Genomic DNA, 18,110 nt, shown 5'->3' with positions numbered 1-18,110 from the left:
TGCTCAACTTACACTAAATGGCTTTGTTCTATTTCAATACTATAAGAAGCATTAAAAATAGCACCTGCTTTAAGGCTTAAAATTCCTTCTTTATTTTCAATGTTCTGGTCTGTAGTTTCATTGTCAGCAATACCAAGCCAAGGTTCAATACAAACGTAAGGTGCATTTGGTTTTGCCCAAATGCCTAGCTCTTTAAAATCTTTAAAGTTTAATGTTAAGACTTTGCCTTTGGTTTTATGCGTTAAACTTACTACTCTCGATTTTAAATCTTTAAATATTAAAGCGTCTTCGTTAAACAAATCTGGTCGAAGGTTAATTTTATTACCATCGGAAAAAACAGGTTTTGTTTCGCTAGTTAACAAGCCATTGTCCATATTTAACAAATAGCTTTGGCTGTTTTCGTCTTTTTCAAAATCTAAATAATAATCGGTATAATCTTCATCTTTTGAAAGTGGACAGTTAAAAGCAGGATGTCCACCTAAAGAGAAATAAAGTGTTTTTTCATCTGAATTTGTAACCGTATGATTAATAGTTAATATGTTTTTTGAAAGGGTATAGGTAATTTCTAATTCAAACAAAAAAGGATATAATTTATAGAGTGCTTCATTTGAAGTTAAACTAAACGTTATGCTAGAATCCGATTGTTTTTTAATAACAAAATTATCATTATGCCTTGCAAAACCATGTTTTGGCATATGATACGTTTTAGTGTTGTAAATGTAACTGTCGTCTTTCATACAACCAATAATAGGAAACAAATTTGGTGCATGGCTTCCCCAAAATTTTGGGTCTGCTTGCCACATAAATTCTGTTTTGTTTTTTACCGAAAGAATATTACACAATTCTGCACCTTTAGGCTTTATATTGATTTTTAATAGGTCGTTATGTAAAGTATACATGCTTAATTATTTTTTTTTGAAATATACAATTCTTGACATTTCTTCGCTAGTAAAATTAATATTTATCCTGCAAGGATTTAAAAACCTTGTAGGTATCTTACCTAAAGTTTGGTAAATTGCAGCAATTATTTTTCTATTGAGAACAACACAAAATCATCAGCCTAAAATCATTGAGAACTTTAAGCAAAACCTATTGCTTTGGTCTCAGCAATTTGATGATGTTATATGGTTGGATTCTAACAATCATAAAGACCAATACAGTAATTACGATGCCGTTTTAGCTGTGGATGCCTTCACAACCATACGTACAGATTTTTTTGATGCTTTTGAACGTTTAAAAGAATATCAAAACGCTACAAAAGACTGGATTTTTGGCTATTTAACTTACGATTTAAAAAATACTACAGAACGCTTAAAATCTGAAAATTTTGATGGTTTAGAGTTCCCTGATTTATATTTCTTTCAACCTAAAAAGCTTTTTTTGTTTAAAGACAATCAAGTTGAAATTCAGTATTTAAAAATGGTTGATGATGAGATTGAGGATGATTTAGAATCTATAAGCCATGTTATTCCGAGCACAGTCGATAAGTCTCATGATGAAAATCCTATTAAAATAAAACTAAGAATCCACAAGGACGACTACTTTGAAAAAGTCACCAAAATGTTAACTCATATCCACAGAGGTGATATTTACGAGGCTAATTTTTGTCAAGAATTCTATGCTGAAAACAGTGAAATAAACCCGATTGAAACGTTTAAAAAACTCAATAAAATTTCGAAACCACCTTTTGCCAGTTTCTTAAAGTTTGAAGACAAGTACATGATGTCTGCGTCACCAGAACGTTACATTAAAAAAAATGGAACCACTGTAATTTCTCAGCCTATAAAAGGCACAGCCAAGCGTTCTAAAAATAAAACGGAAGATTTAAAACTCATTGAAGATTTATTAAAAGACCCAAAAGAACGTAGCGAAAACATAATGATTGTGGATTTGGTCCGTAATGATTTGTCACACACAGCCACAAAAGGAAGTGTAGAGGTGAAGGAATTGTGTAAAGTGTATTCGTTTTTACAAGTCCACCAAATGATTTCAACGGTTCAATCTCAGGTGGAAGCAGAAACAAATCCTGTGGATATTATAAAATCAACATTTCCTATGGGAAGCATGACAGGTGTTCCAAAAATATCTGCTATGAATATTATTGAAAATCTTGAAGAAACAAAACGAGGCTTGTATTCTGGTTCCGTTGGTTATTTTACACCAAATGGCGATTTTGATTTTAATGTAATCATTAGAAGTATTCTCTACAACGCAACCAAAAAGTATATTTCTTATTCTGTAGGTGGAGCCATCACAGCAAAAAGTGAGCCTCTTAAGGAATATGAGGAATGCTTAGTTAAGGCGAAAGCCATGCGTGAAGCATTAGAAAATTAAAAAGTCAATCTAATTTATCTAAAAGGGAAATATATATACATACCATTACTTAGTTTTTCTCTTTGCGATAAAACTGTTACGCAATATGTCGTCTAAAAGTACGCTTCACTTTATCAAAAATAGCTTCAACACGTTTCTGTTCAATCTTTTTAATCTTAGCGATAGATTCAAAATCTAGTTTCCCAAAAATGTATAAATCCATTATGTTAGATACATTAAATGGTAACCAATTATATAGTTTTTCGAATGCTTTTGGTGATTGTTTTGTTGATAAATCTTCAACTTCAAAAGCACTTAAAATCGATGTTTCCTTGTCGGCATATAATTGTAAACTTTCATTATCATGTTGGTGATAAGAAATATCGTTAAGCTCTGTGTTTAAGATGAAATCAAAGTCACCATCAACAGTATAGTCTTCACTAAGCTTAGATAATTCTTTTTTAAGCATAGCGTCTGTGCTAATGGTTTCTTTGTGGTATGCTTCGTTTTTAAATAGCAAATTCATGTAATTATCTACTATTTTAAACAACTCGAGTTTTATAGCTAATGGCTCTGCTTCAACGTCAAAATCTTTATCATAAAGTAAAATAATACTCTCGTCAATAATTCCGTTAGATGAAAACATATTTTTTGGTAAAATACCAGTAGATTCAGCGATATAGATTCTATGTTTTACGTAAGGATGTAAATGTGGTATGGCAGAAAGCACCTTTTTTTCAAAGGCATTTCGTGTCGTTTCTGATGTTAATTTTTCTGATACACTCATGACCTAATAATTTTAAATTCTTTTTAAAGTTAATTAAAAAGAAAACACATCAATATGATAAATATCACTTTAACATCAGAGAAAATAGTCTAGAAACCCTAAAACTTTGATTATATGAGCTTCTAAAGGAATAAATAAATTCTATACCTTTGAGATGTGCAAAAAGACTTTAATATTCACATAGATAAAAACCTTTCTATTTTAAAAGAGAGTAAGCTACTCATTGCTATTTCAGGTGGAATAGATAGTGTGGCTTTGGCACATTTATGTCAAAAATCGAATCTTAATTTTTCGCTAGCGCATTGTAATTTTAACTTAAGAGCAGAAGAAAGTAATAAGGACGAAGCATTTGTTGAAGAATTGGCTGAAGATTTAGATGTTGAAGTGTTTATTCAGAATTTTGATACAGAAGCCTATGCGAAAGCGCATAAAAGGTCTATACAAATGGCTGCGCGCGAATTACGATACGATTGGTTTAAAGAACTGGCAGAACAGTTAAAATATGACTATATCTTAACAGCACATCACGCTGATGATAATTTAGAAACCTTTCTTATCAACTTCACAAGAGGCACAGGATTGAACGGTTTAACCGGAATTCCTATGGTTAATGATAATATCGTTAGGCCATTATTGCCGTTTTCTAGAGCTCAGATTGAAGCGTATGTAAAAGAGCATCAGATTTCTTGGAGAGAAGATGCCAGTAATGCCTCTCGAAAGTATTTAAGAAATAAATTACGACATGAAGTGGTGCCTATTTTAAAGGAAATCAATCCACAATTATTAGACAGTTTTCAAAATACAATCCACAACCTTAACGATACCGCCTTTATTGTAGAGAATAGTTTAAAAGCTTTTGCTGAACGTGCTATTGTTTCTAAAGATAGTTTTGGAATAACTTATAAAGTATCGGAATTTAAAAACACAGCCAACCCTAAAGCCTATTTATTCGAAATTTTTAAGCATTACGGATTTACAGAATGGAATGATATTGTCGATTTATTAGACGCACAATCTGGTAAGTTGGTAAAATCGAATACGCATCGTTTAATAAAGCATCGCGAGTATTTAATTTTAACAGATTTAGGTGATTTAGAGCAAAGCGAAAAAACGCTTGTTATAAATGAAGATGTTAACGAAATAGAAACACCAATTGGAAAGCTAACTTTTACAAATGTCGAAGGTATTTCCGATACATCAAAACATACCATTTTTGTTGATAAGGATGTGTTAGAATTTCCATTAGAAATGAGAATATGGAAGGAAGGTGATACATTTCAACCTATAGGAATGACAGGCAAAAAGAAACTGAGTAAGTACCTTAAAGATGAAAAATTGTCTTTAGTTGAAAAAGAAAATACTTGGATTCTAACTTCGGAAGATAAAATTATTTGGGTCCTAGGAAAAAGAGCTGATGAACGCTTTAAGATTACAAAAAACACAAAACAGATTTTAATAATTGAATTAATATGAATAAACAAAAAACACTAATCGTACTAATCATTATATCTTTTATATATGGTGTTGGCTGGTCGCAAATTATAGACATACCAGATGTCAATTTTAAAAATGCACTACTGAATACAAATTGTGCAGATTTTAATGGTGATGGAAACTTTACAAGTCAAGTCGACCTTAATAATGATGATGAAATACAACTTTCAGAAATTTTAGGTATTCAAGGATTGAGTGTCGTAAATCAAAACATTACTTCTCTTGAGGGTATTGAGAATTTTGTGGATTTAACCTATTTGAATGTTCAGTTTAATGATCTTCAAACTATGGATATTTCGGCACTTACAAACCTCAGGTCATTACTATGTGATTCGAATGAATTAATAGAACTAAATGTGAGTAGTAATGTAAACTTAGAGCAGTTGTATTGTACTGAAAATCTATTGACAGCATTGGACGTAACACTCAATACAAACCTCATAAATCTTGAATTTTTTCTCAACCAATTATCTGATATTGATATTTCTTTAAACACCAATTTAGAGACTTTAAATAGTTCTGTAAACCCACTGTCAACACTAGATGTTTCAAATAATATACAATTAAAATCCTTAACAACGTCTCATACAAATTTTTCGGTTTTAGACCTATCAAATAATGTGCTATTAGAATTTTTGAGTGCAGATCATAACAATTTAACAGCAATTGATTTAAGCGAAAATCTTAATTTAATAGTTATATCACTATCTAATAATTTGCTATCTGAAATAGATGTGAGTAACAATCCCAATGTATTTGAATTAAATGTGCAAAACAACGATTTAATATACGCTAACATTAAAAATGGCATTCCATTTACGGATTATTCTGGTTTTTTTGGAAACCCTAATTTAGAATTTATTTGTGCAAATGATTTTGAAGTTTCTGCAGTTCAAGCAGAATTGGATGCTTTGGGTTATACTGAAACCATAGTTAGTGACGATTGTAGTTTGAGTATCAATGATTACGCTATAGTGTCTAAAACTAAAGTGTTTCCAATACCATTAAAAGATGAATTAAATTTACAATCAGAACATCAGATTAATCATCTTACAATTTTTAATAGTAATGGTCAAATAGTATTTGAAGAAGAGCCTTTAGATTTCCATGCTATTGCAAGAACGAACCAGTTGTCAAGCGGATTTTATATTATAAAAATTGAAACATCAAAAGGTATTGAAATTAAAAACATAATAAAACAATAGAAATGGTTTTAAGTGGTCAAATAGTCGATATTTCTAATCGCAGAATTTTCAAAGGTGAAATTACCATAGAAAACGGTAAAATAAAATCCATTGAAGAAAAGGATTGTGATGATAATCATTTCATCTTACCTGGTTTTGTTGATGCACATATTCATATAGAAAGTTCCATGTTAGTTCCAAGTGAATTTGCTAAAATTGCTGTAAATCACGGAACTGTTTCTACAGTTTCTGATCCACACGAAATTGCCAATGTACTTGGAGTAAAAGGTGTGGAATTTATGATTGAAAACGGAAAGAAAACACCTTTTAAATTCAATTTCGGAGCACCTTCTTGTGTGCCAGCAACTAGTTTTGAGTCGGCAGGAGCAGTGATTGATTCTGAGGATATAAAAAGGTTGATGGAAAATCCAGATATTAAGTATTTGGCTGAAATGATGAATTATCCAGGAGTCATCTATGATGATGCCGAAGTGTTAAAGAAAATTGAATGGGCAAAACATTACAATAAACCAGTTGATGGACATGCGCCAGGATTACGAGGTGACGATTTAACCAAATACATTTCTGCTGGTATTTCTACAGACCATGAGTGTTTTTCTTATGATGAAGGTTTAGAGAAGCTTCAAAAAGGTATGAAAGTCATCATTAGAGAGGGTAGTGCAGCCAAAAATTTTGAAGCTTTAATAGGTTTGTTAGATGAACATTACGAAAATATGATGTTTTGTAGTGATGATAAGCATCCTGATGATTTGTTGTTAGGTCATATTAATCAAGTATGTGCAAGAGCTGTAGCAAAAGGAATCGACGTTTTTAAAGTGTTGCAGTCGGCTTGTGTGAATCCTGTAAAACACTATAATTTAGATGTTGGATTGCTAAATGTCGGAGACGATGCAGATTGTATCATTGTAGAAGATTTAAAAGATTTTAAAACGCTTCAAACCTATATCAATGGCGAATTAGTTTCAGATAAAGGCATTTCTAAAATACAACATGTAGAGTTTGAAAATCTAAACAATTTCAACACCGATGAAAAGCAAGTTTCAGATTTTAGATTTGAATCAAATTCAAAACAAATTAGAGTTATAGAATGTTTGGATGGTGAATTGGTAACTAATGAAATTATTGAAGATTCTACAATTGAGGATGGAAATCTAGTATCTAATACGGAAACCGATATTTTAAAAATGGTGGTTGTTAATCGTTATCAAAATGACCAACCAGCTATTGCCTTTATTAAAAACTATGGACTAAAAGAAGGTGCAATTGCGAGTTCTGTTGGTCACGATTCACACAATATAATTGCTTTGGGAGTTTCCGACGAAGCCATCTGTAAAGCTGTGAACTTGTTAATAGAAAATGAAGGAGGAATTTGTGCAGTTTCAGATTCAGAAGAAAAAGTAGTAGCACTTCCTGTTGCAGGTATTATGAGCGATAAAAGCGCTGATGTTATAGGGAAACAGTATTCTGAATTGGACAAAATGGCAAAAGAATTAGGAAGCAAGCTTCATGCTCCATATATGAGTTTATCGTTTATGGCTTTATTAGTGATTCCTGCTTTAAAATTAAGTGATAAAGGACTTTTTAATGGTGGAAAGTTTGAATTTACGTCAGTTGAAGTCGCTTAAAATCTAATGCTATCTTGCAAGGTTTCTAAAACCTGATAAGTTTGATATTTAAAATTAACAACCATTGAACCATAAAAATTCAACCCATATGATATTCCAAAGAATTACGCTATTTCTATTCCTTTTTATAACACTTTTAGGCTGTAAGCCCACTGAAACACCTGCTGTTGCAGAGGTAATTCAAGTTGAAGTAGAGTCAATTTACAGTCCACAAGAACATTACACAAAAAAAGAGGTGATGGTAGAGATGCGTGACGGAATTAAACTTCACACCACAATTTATTCGCCAAAGGATACATCTAAAACGTACCCAATGTTAATGATGCGCACGCCATACAGTTGCAGGCCTTATGGAGAAAATCAATTCAGGTCTAAAATAGGACCAAACAAATATCTTATGGAAGAAGGTAACATTATGGTGTATCAAGATGTGCGTGGACGTTGGAATAGTGAAGGAGTTTATGATAATATGCGTCCTTATATTCCAAATAAAACTGGGACACAAATCGATGAAGCTAGTGATACTTACGATACTATTGAATGGTTAGTTAATAATGTTGAAAACAATAATGGCAAGGTTGGAACTTACGGCATTTCATATCCAGGATTTTACGCCACGTATTCTTTATTGGATTCTCATCCTGCACTAAAAGCAGTGTCGCCACAAGCTTGTATAGGAGATTTCTTTTTTGATGATTTTATTCATAATGGTGCGTTTTTATTGAGTTATTGGAGAGCGACTTCGGTTTTTGGTTATATGAAAGATCAACCAACAACAGAATCTTGGTACACATTTCCTGATATTGGCACTGAAGATCAGCATCAATTTTTCTTAGATCACATGCCATTAAGTAAACTGAATAAATTCTACGATAGCACCAATGTGTTTATGGAGCAACTAAAAACACATGTTACTTACGATGAGTTTTGGCAGAGTAGAGGTATTATTCAGCATTTAAAAGACATTAAGCCAGCCACTATGATTGTTGGTGGTTTATTTGATGCCGAAGATTTATATGGTCCTTTTAATACCTATAAAAGTATAGAAAACAATAGTGATAATTACAATACCGTGGTTTTTGGACCTTGGAGTCATGGTGATTGGGCTAGGAATAAAGCTAGACAAGTGGTTGGGAATATCTATTTTGGCGATAGTATTTCGGATGATTTTCAGAAAAATGTAGAAACTAAATTTTTTAATCATTTCTTAAAAGGAGAAGGCAATGGTCAGACAGCCTTACCGGAAGCACACATGTTTAATACTGGCACTAAGTCTTGGGAGTCGTTTGAAGCTTGGCCACCTAAAAATACAACTACAGAAAGTTATTACATGCAGCCATATGAGCACTTAACGCAACAGCCTAATAAAATGTATGGCGCATCAGAATTTATAAGCGATCCTAAAAAACCTGTGCCATACACGGAAGATATTAAAGTCGGTTTTACACCTCGTAAATTTATGACAGACGATCAGCGTTTTGCATCAAGACGACCAGATGTATTAACATTTGAAACAGAAATCTTAGAAGATGACGTTACTTTGGCTGGTGATATTCTAACAAAGCTATATGTATCAACGACAGGTACAGCAGCAGATTGGATTGTAAAAGTTATTGATGTGTTTCCTGCAGATACAAAAAATACAGAGGATGTTCAAGATCATTTAAAACTGAGTAACTATCACATGATGGTGCGAAGTGAAGTCTTAAGAGGGCGTTTTAGAAATGGCATGTCTAAGCCAGAACCTTTTGTGCCGAATGAGAAAACAAAAGTGAATTTAAAGTTGCAAGACGTGTTTCATACCTTTAAAAAGGGACATAAGATTCAAGTACAAGTACAGAGTACATTTTTTCCTTATATTGATGCGAATCCACAGACGTATGTCGATAATATTTTTGAAGCTAAGGAAAGTGATTTTCAAAAGCAAACCCATAAGGTATACAATGATTCATCTATTGAGTTTACTGTAATTAAATAATACATAATTTATTACATTCGTCATTTCGAGTGATTTTTGAGGAACGAAAAAATTGTATCGAGAAGCTTTTGTTTAGAAATATTCTCGATACAAAATTGTGAATAGCAATGGCACTCGAACTGACGGAGAGATAGGTTAATTGAATACATTTAAATACTGATAACAACGAAGAATGCCAGTAATAGAATCCACCTACAAACCACCATTTTGGGCTAAAAAAAGCTTTGTGTCCACTGTTTTTTCTGGACTAGCACGAAAAGTTGATGGAGTAGATCAAACCAGAGAACGCATTACATTACCAGATACCGATTTCCTAGATTTAGATTGGAGCTACGCTGAAGAAAAATCGAATAAGATCATTATTCTCTTACATGGATTAGAAGGTAGTGCGCAACGTCCCTATATAACGGGTTCTGCAAAGTTGTTTAACAACAATGGCATTGATGCCGTTGGTGTTAATTTTAGAGGCTGTAGTGGAGAACCTAATCTTTTATTTCGTAGTTATCATTCTGGTGCAACTGAAGATTTAGATGCTGTGGTGCAGCATGTATTATCAAAAGGAATTTATGATGAGATCTATATTAAAGGCATAAGTTTAGGTGCTAATATGGTTTTGAAATATGTGGGTGAAGTAAGGGAGCTTCCAGTGGAATTAAAGTCTGTTATTGCCGTGTCTACACCTTGTGATTTAAAAGGGTCTTGTGGAGAATTGCTAAGTTTAAAAAACAAACATTATGCTATTCGATTTTTAGCGCATTTAAAAGATAAGTTGAAGCCTAAGTTAAGTCAATTTACTGATAGAATATCTATTACGGATTTTGATTCAATTAAAACTTTAATAGATTTTGATGATGTGTATACTTCAAAAGCGCATGGTTTTAAGGATGCTTTTGATTATTATGAGCAAGCCAGTTGTCTACAATTTCTTCCAAATATTAAAGTACCATCCTTAATAATTAATGCGCTTAATGATTCCTTTTTGTCTGCTGAATGTTATCCTGTAAAAGAAGCGAAGCATAATCCTAATCTGTTTTTAGAAATGCCTAAATATGGAGGGCATGTTGGGTTTATTGGTAAAGGGAATGTGTATTATAATGAAAGGCGTGCTTTGGAGTTTGTTAATAATGTTAATAAATGTTAATTTGCTGATTATTAATCTATATATATATATGAAACAGTTTTACGTTACGCTTATTTTGGTCTTTTGTTTGCAATTTTGTTTTGGGCAGATTGGGTTTGAAGAGAATTTTATCGTAGATGAAGGGTATTATACACCTCTTGCTTCTGACGCTTTTTCAGCTGATATAGATAATGATGGAGATTTAGATTTAATTTCGGCCTCTAAGTCTAATAACCAAATAGCTTGGCATGAAAACATAGATGGGGCAGGCACATTTGCTAGTCATTTAAATATTATTTCTTCAAATGCTCAATATGCTACTGCTGTTTATGCCGCTGATATAGATGGTGATGGCGATATAGATGTTTTATCCGCTTCATCACAAGACAATAAAATAGCTTGGTATGAAAATATTAATGGAATCGGTCTTTTTTCTGACGAAAAAATTATTACTATAAACGCATCTCAGGCTTTGAGTGTTGTTGCATCTGACATTGATGGTGATGGAGATATGGATGTAGTATCTGCTTCATCACAAGACAATAAAATAGCTTGGTATGAAAACTTGAATGGTGATGGAGATTTTAGTTCGGAACAAGTTATTTCTAATATTGCATTCGGTGCTAACACTGTCTATACAACAGATATTGATGGAGATGGAGATATTGATATCCTCTCATCATCTAACAAATATAATTTTACTGATAAATTAGCATGGTATGAGAATCTAGACGGACAAGGCACATTTAGCGGAGAACACTTAATTTCAACTCAACCAGGAACAAACAGTGTTTATTCTATAGATATTGATAATGATAACGATATGGATGTTATTGCTGCTCATAGTGATTATAATAGTGGGTTTAGTGGAATAACATGGTATGAAAACACAAACGGTTTAGGTGAATTTAATTCTGGAAGCGTAATTATAGGGACTTTAGATACTGCTAAATCAGTATTTGCAGCGGATATAGATAACGATGGACTTCAGGATGTTTTATCCGCTTCAAGAAATGACAATACGATTGCTTGGTATAAAAACCTTGATGGGTTTGGTAATTTTTCTTCTAAGCAAATTATTACGACAAATGCCGTAAACGCCTCAAGTGTTCATGTTTCAGATATTGATGGTGACGGAGACAATGACGTTATATCAACTTCAGAAGATCATAAAGTATCTTGGTATGAAAATCTTGACGGACAAGGTGATTTTGGGCCTCAACAAATAGCGTCTCAACGCCAATTAGATTTAAGAAGAATTATAGCATCTGATATAAACCAAGATGGTTTTTCTGATTTGATTATTGCGTCTTCTACAGATGATCGAATAGCTTGGTATAAAAATTTAAATGGAACTGGTACATTTGATGACCCAATTAATGTTGCTTCACAAATTAAGTTTACTGAATCAATTGTATCGGCAGACATTGATGGTGATGGTGATATGGATATTTTAACTGCTTTACTTGAGGATAACAAAGTGTCTTGGTTTGAAAATAATAATAACACTTTACAGAATTGGCTAGAGCATGTAGTGTCGGATAATCCTGAAGAGTATGCGTTTACAGAAGTGGGTGATTTGGATGGTGATGGTGACTTAGATATAATATCTTCTTCTTTTAGTACGAACTCTATATATTGGTATGAGAATTTAGATGGTTTAGGGAATTATGGTAATAGTCAGATTATAGATGATAGTTTTGGCAACGCATTCGGATTTGTCGTTGAAGACATAGACTCTGACGGGGACGCTGATGTTGTTGCAATATCTCAACTCGCAAATGAAGTAGTTTGGTACAAAAACACGAATGGTTTAGGAGAATTTTCTGAAGTTTTGATTATTTCTGATAATTTAATTTCTCCTTCAGATATTAAAATTTACGATATAGACAATGACTCTGATTTAGATATCGTTTGTGCCGGTAATTTGAGTGATAATGTTATCTGGTTTGAAAATACAGATGGGCAAGGAAACTTTGATTCACATCATGTTGTGACAGATAATTATCAATCGCCATTTTCCCTTAACATAGGTGACTTAGATAATGATGGTGATGGAGATATTATACTAACATCAATTCAGGAAGGAAGTATTTGGTTTGAAAATTTGGATGGACAAGGGAATTTTGGTTCCAACCTTTTTATCAATGATATTCATTGCGTAGATTCTTTTGTTATTGATTTAAATAATGATATGAATCTTGATTTGGTTTCAATATCAAACGATAATAGCGAAAGTATTATTTTTTGGAATAAAAACCTCGGTATTACAAATAATGAGATAAATGGTACTATTACGTTTGATTTAGACCTGTACGGATGTGATGTTAATGATCCAAATTCATCACATATTCTAGTTACAAGCCAAGATTCATCAAATAACGAGTATTCAACGTTTACCAACCTTAATGGTTTTTTTCAGTTAATTGTTGGGGAAGGAAATCATACAACTCAAATTCAATCAAATATTCCTAACTATTATTATTCAAACCCCGAAAGTCATTTGTCTAGTTTTATTGACGTAGGGAATACAGATAATGTGAATTTTTGTATAGAAGCAATAGGGGCAGTAAACGATTTAAATATTGCCGTTCACCCTACGATAGATGACCCAAGACCAGGCTTCAATACCACCTATCAAATAGTGTATAACAACATCGGCACAACCCAACTAAGCGGTTCAGTTTCTTTTGAGTTCAACGAGTCAAAACTAAATTTCTTAAACGCAAGTGAAACGGTAACATCTCAAACAGCGAACATCTTAATCTTTGATTTCACAGAATTAAACCCATTTGAAACAAGAACAATAGATATAGAGTTCAACGTATTTGCACCACCAACTACAAATATTGATGATATTTTAATTTCTACTGCAACCATAAACCCAGTTTCTGGTGATGAAACAGAAGAAGATAATATATTCACTTTAGAGCAAACGGTAATTGGTTCTTACGATCCCAACGACATCACAGTTTTAGAAGGAGAAGAAATCTCTATAGAAGAAGCAGACAAATATTTACACTATTTAATCCGTTTTCAAAATACAGGAACCGCAAGTGCAATTAATGTAAGAGTAGAACATATATTGGATAGTAAATTAGATTGGACCACCATGCAATTAGAAAGTCTAAGTCATACAGGTAGAGTAGAAATTACAAACGAAACTGATGTGAGTTTTGTATTCAATAATATCAACTTAGCAAACAGCACCTATGATGAGCCTAATTCTCATGGGTATATAGCCTATAAAATAAAACCAAAAAGTGATGTGGTAGTAGGAGACATTATAAGCGGAACAGCAGATATATTCTTCGATTTTAATCCACCAATTACAACCAACACAGTTAATACAGAAATTGTTGCACCTTTAAGTGTTGGGGAGTTTAATGCACAATCAATTCAGGTGTATCCTAATCCTGTGAAAAATAAATTAGAAATTACATCAAGTCAAGTTGTCGATAAACTAACGGTCATTGATATTAATGGTAGATTATTAAAAGCTATTAAGCTATCTAATTTAGAATACAGTTTAGATGTTTCAAGTTTAACTAAAGGCGTGTATTTCTTAGAAATAAAATCTGGAGAATCAAAATCTACTAAGAAGTTTATAAAGAATTGATTTTTTTAATTCAGATCAAAGCGAAGAATCATATATTTTAAACTAAAACCTTTCAAAATTAAATTTTGAAAGGTTTTTTTTGTATTACTTTTCTCTAGAGCAGGTACACAACATTCAAAATCTCTATTTAGAAATGCCGAAATATGGAGGGCATGTTGGGTTTATTGGTAAAGGGAATGTGTATTATAATGAAAGGCGTGCTTTGGAGTTTACTAAATCAGTTTAGATAATTTTAATATCTTTGATTTAGCCTTGATTTTATTGAAATAATAATGAACTTTAATGACAACATATGAAAAGAATATTACTCACGTTTATTACTTTAATCATTTCTTTATCTGTTTATGCCCAATTTGGTTTTCAAAGTCATGTGGTGACTAATGAGAAGAAAACAACTGATGGTCCCGTTTCAGTTTTTTCTGTTGACTTAGATAATGATGGAGATTTAGATATCCTTTCGGCCTTGTATGATGATGACAATATTGTGTGGTATAGAAATGAAGATGGCCTGGGTAATTTTGGCTTTCAACAACTTCTGATCAATACAGTTCCTTTTGAAAAACCTAGCTATGCTTTTCCTAGTGATATAGATGGTGATGGTGATATGGATGTCGTTGCAGTGAATGACCAGATTTCAAATAGTGATATAGATAGTGTAGTTTGGTTCGAAAATTTAGATGGGAATGGCACCTTTGGGCCAAAGCAAATCATCTCAATAAATGTTTCTAGTCCTAGATCAGTTTTTGCAGATGATATCGATGGTGATGGAGATACAGATGTCATTTCTGCATCACTTGTAGATGGTAAAGTGGCTTGGTATAGAAACTTAGACGGTAATGGTAATTTTTCAGACCAGATTGTTGTTGTTTCTGTGGCATCAGCCAAGCATGTGATTTTGGCAGATTTAGATGGTGATAATGATAAAGATATAGTCTTCACTAAAGATTCAAATTTTGGTAAAGTTTCTTGGTTAGAAAACCTTGACGGGCTGGGTAATTTTGGTACAGAAATAATTATATCAAGTTATAATTTTGATGGCTATACGTCGGTCTTCCCTATTGATATAGATGGTGATTTAGATTTCGATCTCGTATTTTCTTATAGCAGCAGAATTGCTTGGGCAGAAAATACAGATGGTCTAGGTACATTTGGTGATACGCAAGAAATCACAGATCAAGCATCACAAGCTTCTTCAGTTTATGCGGCTGATTTTGACAACGATGGTGATATGGATGTTGTATCGGCTTCAGAAAACGATAATAAAATAGCTTGGTACGAAAATTTAGATGGTTTAGGAGTATTTGGAAGTCAAAATATAATTACTAATAAATCTATTGAAACGCTTACCGTTTTTGCTTCAGATATCGACTCAGATAATGACATAGATATAATTTCTGCGTCTTTTGGAGATTCTAAAATAGAATGGCACAAAAATACAAATGGACTTGGTGAATTTAGTTTACCAATAGCCGTTTCAAAAAGTACGCGACGAGCTACTTCTGTTTTCTCTGGAGATTTGAATGGTGATGGTTTAGTAGATCTTATTAGTACATCTAATTCCGATAGCAAATTGGCTTGGTACCCTAGTAATTTAGAAAATGAAGATTATACTACACAATATATTATTAGTGATATTTCAGGACCACAATGGGGTTTTGCATCAGATTTAGACAATGATGGTGATTTAGATATTGCCATAAAATCGAGTTTATCTTTTTTGTGGTTAGAAAATAGTGATGGAGCTGGTGATTTTCTTCTGAGGGAAACTCTCTCAGGTAATTCTAATTTTGCACTACCTATTGATATTGATGCAGATTTAGATACTGATATTATTGTTTGCGACGATAACAGCATTGGCTTGCTAGAGCATGTCAACGGTGGAATTTTTACTTATTTTGAACTTTTTGATGATTCATCTTTCGAATTTAGAAACCTAGCATTAGAGGATATGGATGCAGATGGAGATGTGGATATAATGGCTACTTCAGAATTAGGCCGTATTGTATGGTTCGAGAATATTAATAATTTTAGTTCTACGAACCTCAATTATATAGCGATTTTAAGTGGAGCAAACCTTTTGCGTCTTGAAGATATTGATAATGATGGTGACAATGATATTGTTTGTACTTCTAATGGATCTAGCTCTGCAGATATTGTGATATATGAAAATAATGGAGGAGTGGCAAATTATGGAGATGCGATTGTAATAGGTGACAATGTGCAGTCCTTAGAGGATCTCGTAGTCGTGGATCTTGATAGTGATAGTTTGAAAGACTTGGTTTATAATAGTAGTGGGTTTGAATCTCTAATCTGGAGAAAAAACCTTGGTGGATTTGGTAATTTTGGACCTGAAACTGTAATTGCGGATTATAATGATTCTGGTCCTATAGTAGATATTAATTTTGCCGATTTAGATGGTGATACTGATATGGATTTAATGTCAGCAGGTTTATGGAGTGACAAAGTAACCTGGTACGAAAATATTCTTGAACAAGAAGGAAACCTTATTCAAGGAACTGTAATCGTAAATACAGATAATACCACTTGTCTAGCTAATACTAATAGTGTTTATGGAAGCAATTTATTGATTAGTGTTTCATCCACTGGTGAATCACTATCAACTTTTACAGATCAAATAGGTCATTATATTTTACCAGTAGGTGAAGGGGATTATAGTACTAAAGCGGAGCGTTTGCCAGTTCACTTTGCTTCAAGTCCAATCGAAAATTTATCTAGCTTTAATTCTCTTGGAAACATAGATATAGCTGATTTTTGTCTTGAAGCAACTAGTGTTGTTAATGATATTGAAACATCTATTTATCCATTATTTGATCCAAGACCAGGTTTCGAAACATCTTACAGAATCGTTTACACTAATAAAGGGACATTGCCAGAACTGAGTGGAACTGTATCTTTTGAATACGATGATATGGTATTAGATTTTGTAAGTGCTTCGGAAACTGTGGTTAGTGTAGGGACAAATATTTTATACTTTAATTTTGAAGATTTAGATGTACTCGAGGCACAATTTATTGACTTGGTGTTTTATGTATTACCACCACCTTCAGTTAATACTGGTGACCTCTTAGACTTTTTCGCAATTGTCGATTCCGGAAATCTAGACATCACACCTTTTAATAATAGTCATGGTATTAAACAAACTATAGTTAATTCATTTGATCCCAATGACATAAGTGTTGTGGAAGGTCCTGAGATTTTTATTGAAGATGCAGATAAGAATTTACATTATATTATTCGTTTTCAGAATACAGGTTCTGCAAGTGCTATAAATATTAATGTAGAACATCAATTAGATGAAAAGTTAGATTGGCAATCGATGCAATTAGAAGGTCTTAGTCATCCAGGTCGCGTAGAAATTATTGATGGATCTATGGTTAATTTTGTCTTCAATAATATTCAATTACCGGATAGTACCTCTAATGAACCTGAATCTCATGGTTATATTGCTTACAAAATAAAACCAAAAAGTGACGTAGAAGTTGGAGATATCATAAGCGGAACAGCAGATATATTTTTCGATTTTAATCCACCAATTACAACGAACACAGTGAATACAGAAATCGTTGCACCATTAAGTGTTGGAGAGTTTAAGTCACAATCAATTCAACTGTTTCCAAATCCTGCAAAAGATAAATTAGAAATTACGTCTAGCCAAGTCATTGATTATCTTACAATCGTAGATATTAATGGTAGAGTTTTGAAAGAAATTAAACTCACTAATTTGGAATACAGTTTAGATGTTTCAAGTTTAACTAAAGGCGTTTATTTCTTAGAAATTAAATCTGGAGAGTTAAAAACGACTAAAAAGTTTATAAAGAAATAATATGTCATTCAGAGCAAAGCGAAGAATCTAATAATCAATAAGGAAGCCTTTCAAGATTATATTTTGAAAGGTTTTTTTTGTAAGCTTTAAAAACGTGTATTCTAGATGTCTTGTTAATCACATCA

At 32.7% G+C, this 18,110-nt stretch carries 10 protein-coding genes and 1 pseudogene; 9 read left to right on the top strand and 2 right to left on the bottom strand.

What is annotated here, in order from left to right:
• Nucleotides 1–8: 8 nt before the first annotated feature.
• Nucleotides 9–899 carry an aldose 1-epimerase family protein gene (locus ACJJVO_RS06290; protein ID WP_405571835.1) on the bottom strand — a complete coding sequence of 297 codons (891 nt, stop codon included), beginning with the start codon at nucleotides 897–899 and terminating at the stop codon, nucleotides 9–11.
• Nucleotides 900–1,035: 136 nt separating this feature from the next.
• Here ACJJVO_RS06290 and ACJJVO_RS06285 point away from each other — a divergent pair, with 136 nt between their 5' ends.
• Nucleotides 1,036–2,334, top strand: coding sequence for an anthranilate synthase component I family protein (locus tag ACJJVO_RS06285; RefSeq protein ID WP_405571832.1), 1,299 nt, complete (start codon nucleotides 1,036–1,038; stop codon nucleotides 2,332–2,334).
• A 76-nt stretch (nucleotides 2,335–2,410) separates the two neighbouring features.
• On the opposite strand, the gene ACJJVO_RS06280 is transcribed toward ACJJVO_RS06285, so the two are convergent.
• The gene (locus tag ACJJVO_RS06280) at nucleotides 2,411–3,100 is read right to left on the bottom strand and encodes a hypothetical protein (protein WP_405571829.1); all 690 of its coding nucleotides are present in this window, start codon (nucleotides 3,098–3,100) and stop codon (nucleotides 2,411–2,413) included.
• Nucleotides 3,101–3,256: 156 nt separating this feature from the next.
• Here ACJJVO_RS06280 and tilS point away from each other — a divergent pair, with 156 nt between their 5' ends.
• The 8 genes and pseudogenes from tilS to ACJJVO_RS06240 all read left to right on the top strand — a co-directional run bounded on the left by tilS (nucleotide 3,257) and on the right by ACJJVO_RS06240 (nucleotide 17,985).
• Complete coding sequence (tilS, locus tag ACJJVO_RS06275; protein ID WP_405571826.1) at nucleotides 3,257–4,573, top strand: tRNA lysidine(34) synthetase TilS; 1,317 nt, start codon at nucleotides 3,257–3,259, stop codon at nucleotides 4,571–4,573.
• Nucleotides 4,570–5,799 carry a T9SS type A sorting domain-containing protein gene (locus tag ACJJVO_RS06270; protein WP_405571823.1) on the top strand — a complete coding sequence of 410 codons (1,230 nt, stop codon included), beginning with the start codon at nucleotides 4,570–4,572 and terminating at the stop codon, nucleotides 5,797–5,799. The genes tilS and ACJJVO_RS06270 overlap by 4 nt, the downstream gene beginning before the upstream one ends.
• Before the next feature lie 2 nt (nucleotides 5,800–5,801).
• On the top strand, nucleotides 5,802–7,424 hold the full coding sequence (gene ade, locus ACJJVO_RS06265; RefSeq protein WP_405571820.1) for an adenine deaminase: 1,623 nt from the start codon (nucleotides 5,802–5,804) through the stop codon (nucleotides 7,422–7,424).
• Between the two features lie 88 nt (nucleotides 7,425–7,512).
• Nucleotides 7,513–9,402 (top strand): CocE/NonD family hydrolase, encoded by a 1,890-nt coding sequence (locus ACJJVO_RS06260; RefSeq protein WP_405571818.1) that lies wholly within the window; start codon nucleotides 7,513–7,515, stop codon nucleotides 9,400–9,402.
• 172 nt (nucleotides 9,403–9,574) lie between these two features.
• Complete coding sequence (locus ACJJVO_RS06255; protein ID WP_405571815.1) at nucleotides 9,575–10,543, top strand: YheT family hydrolase; 969 nt, start codon at nucleotides 9,575–9,577, stop codon at nucleotides 10,541–10,543.
• Between the two features lie 28 nt (nucleotides 10,544–10,571).
• Complete coding sequence (locus tag ACJJVO_RS06250; RefSeq protein WP_405571812.1) at nucleotides 10,572–14,141, top strand: T9SS type A sorting domain-containing protein; 3,570 nt, start codon at nucleotides 10,572–10,574, stop codon at nucleotides 14,139–14,141.
• A 115-nt stretch (nucleotides 14,142–14,256) separates the two neighbouring features.
• Nucleotides 14,257–14,367, top strand: a pseudogene (locus ACJJVO_RS06245) (alpha/beta hydrolase); the annotation flags it as partial.
• Between the two features lie 66 nt (nucleotides 14,368–14,433).
• Complete coding sequence (locus ACJJVO_RS06240; protein WP_405571809.1) at nucleotides 14,434–17,985, top strand: T9SS type A sorting domain-containing protein; 3,552 nt, start codon at nucleotides 14,434–14,436, stop codon at nucleotides 17,983–17,985.
• Nucleotides 17,986–18,110 lie beyond the last annotated feature (125 nt).

The organism is Winogradskyella sp. Asnod2-B02-A (genome assembly GCF_045063645.1).
GTDB lineage: Bacteria > Bacteroidota > Bacteroidia > Flavobacteriales > Flavobacteriaceae > Winogradskyella.
Note: the sequence above shows the minus strand (reverse complement) of the source record. Positions and strands in the feature narration are given on the sequence as shown.

Bases quoted from the DNA above. Each gene is read 5' to 3' on its own strand.
- ACJJVO_RS06260 (WP_405571818.1), top strand. From the start codon at position 7,513: ATGATATTCCAAAGAATTACGCTATTTCTATTCCTTTTTATAACACTT.
- ACJJVO_RS06290 (WP_405571835.1), bottom strand. From the start codon at position 899: ATGTATACTTTACATAACGACCTATTAAAAATCAATATAAAGCCTAAA.
- ade (WP_405571820.1), top strand. From the start codon at position 5,802: ATGGTTTTAAGTGGTCAAATAGTCGATATTTCTAATCGCAGAATTTTC.
- ACJJVO_RS06280 (WP_405571829.1), bottom strand. From the start codon at position 3,100: ATGAGTGTATCAGAAAAATTAACATCAGAAACGACACGAAATGCCTTT.
- ACJJVO_RS06255 (WP_405571815.1), top strand. From the start codon at position 9,575: ATGCCAGTAATAGAATCCACCTACAAACCACCATTTTGGGCTAAAAAA.
- ACJJVO_RS06250 (WP_405571812.1), top strand. From the start codon at position 10,572: ATGAAACAGTTTTACGTTACGCTTATTTTGGTCTTTTGTTTGCAATTT.
- ACJJVO_RS06240 (WP_405571809.1), top strand. From the start codon at position 14,434: ATGAAAAGAATATTACTCACGTTTATTACTTTAATCATTTCTTTATCT.
- ACJJVO_RS06270 (WP_405571823.1), top strand. From the start codon at position 4,570: ATGAATAAACAAAAAACACTAATCGTACTAATCATTATATCTTTTATA.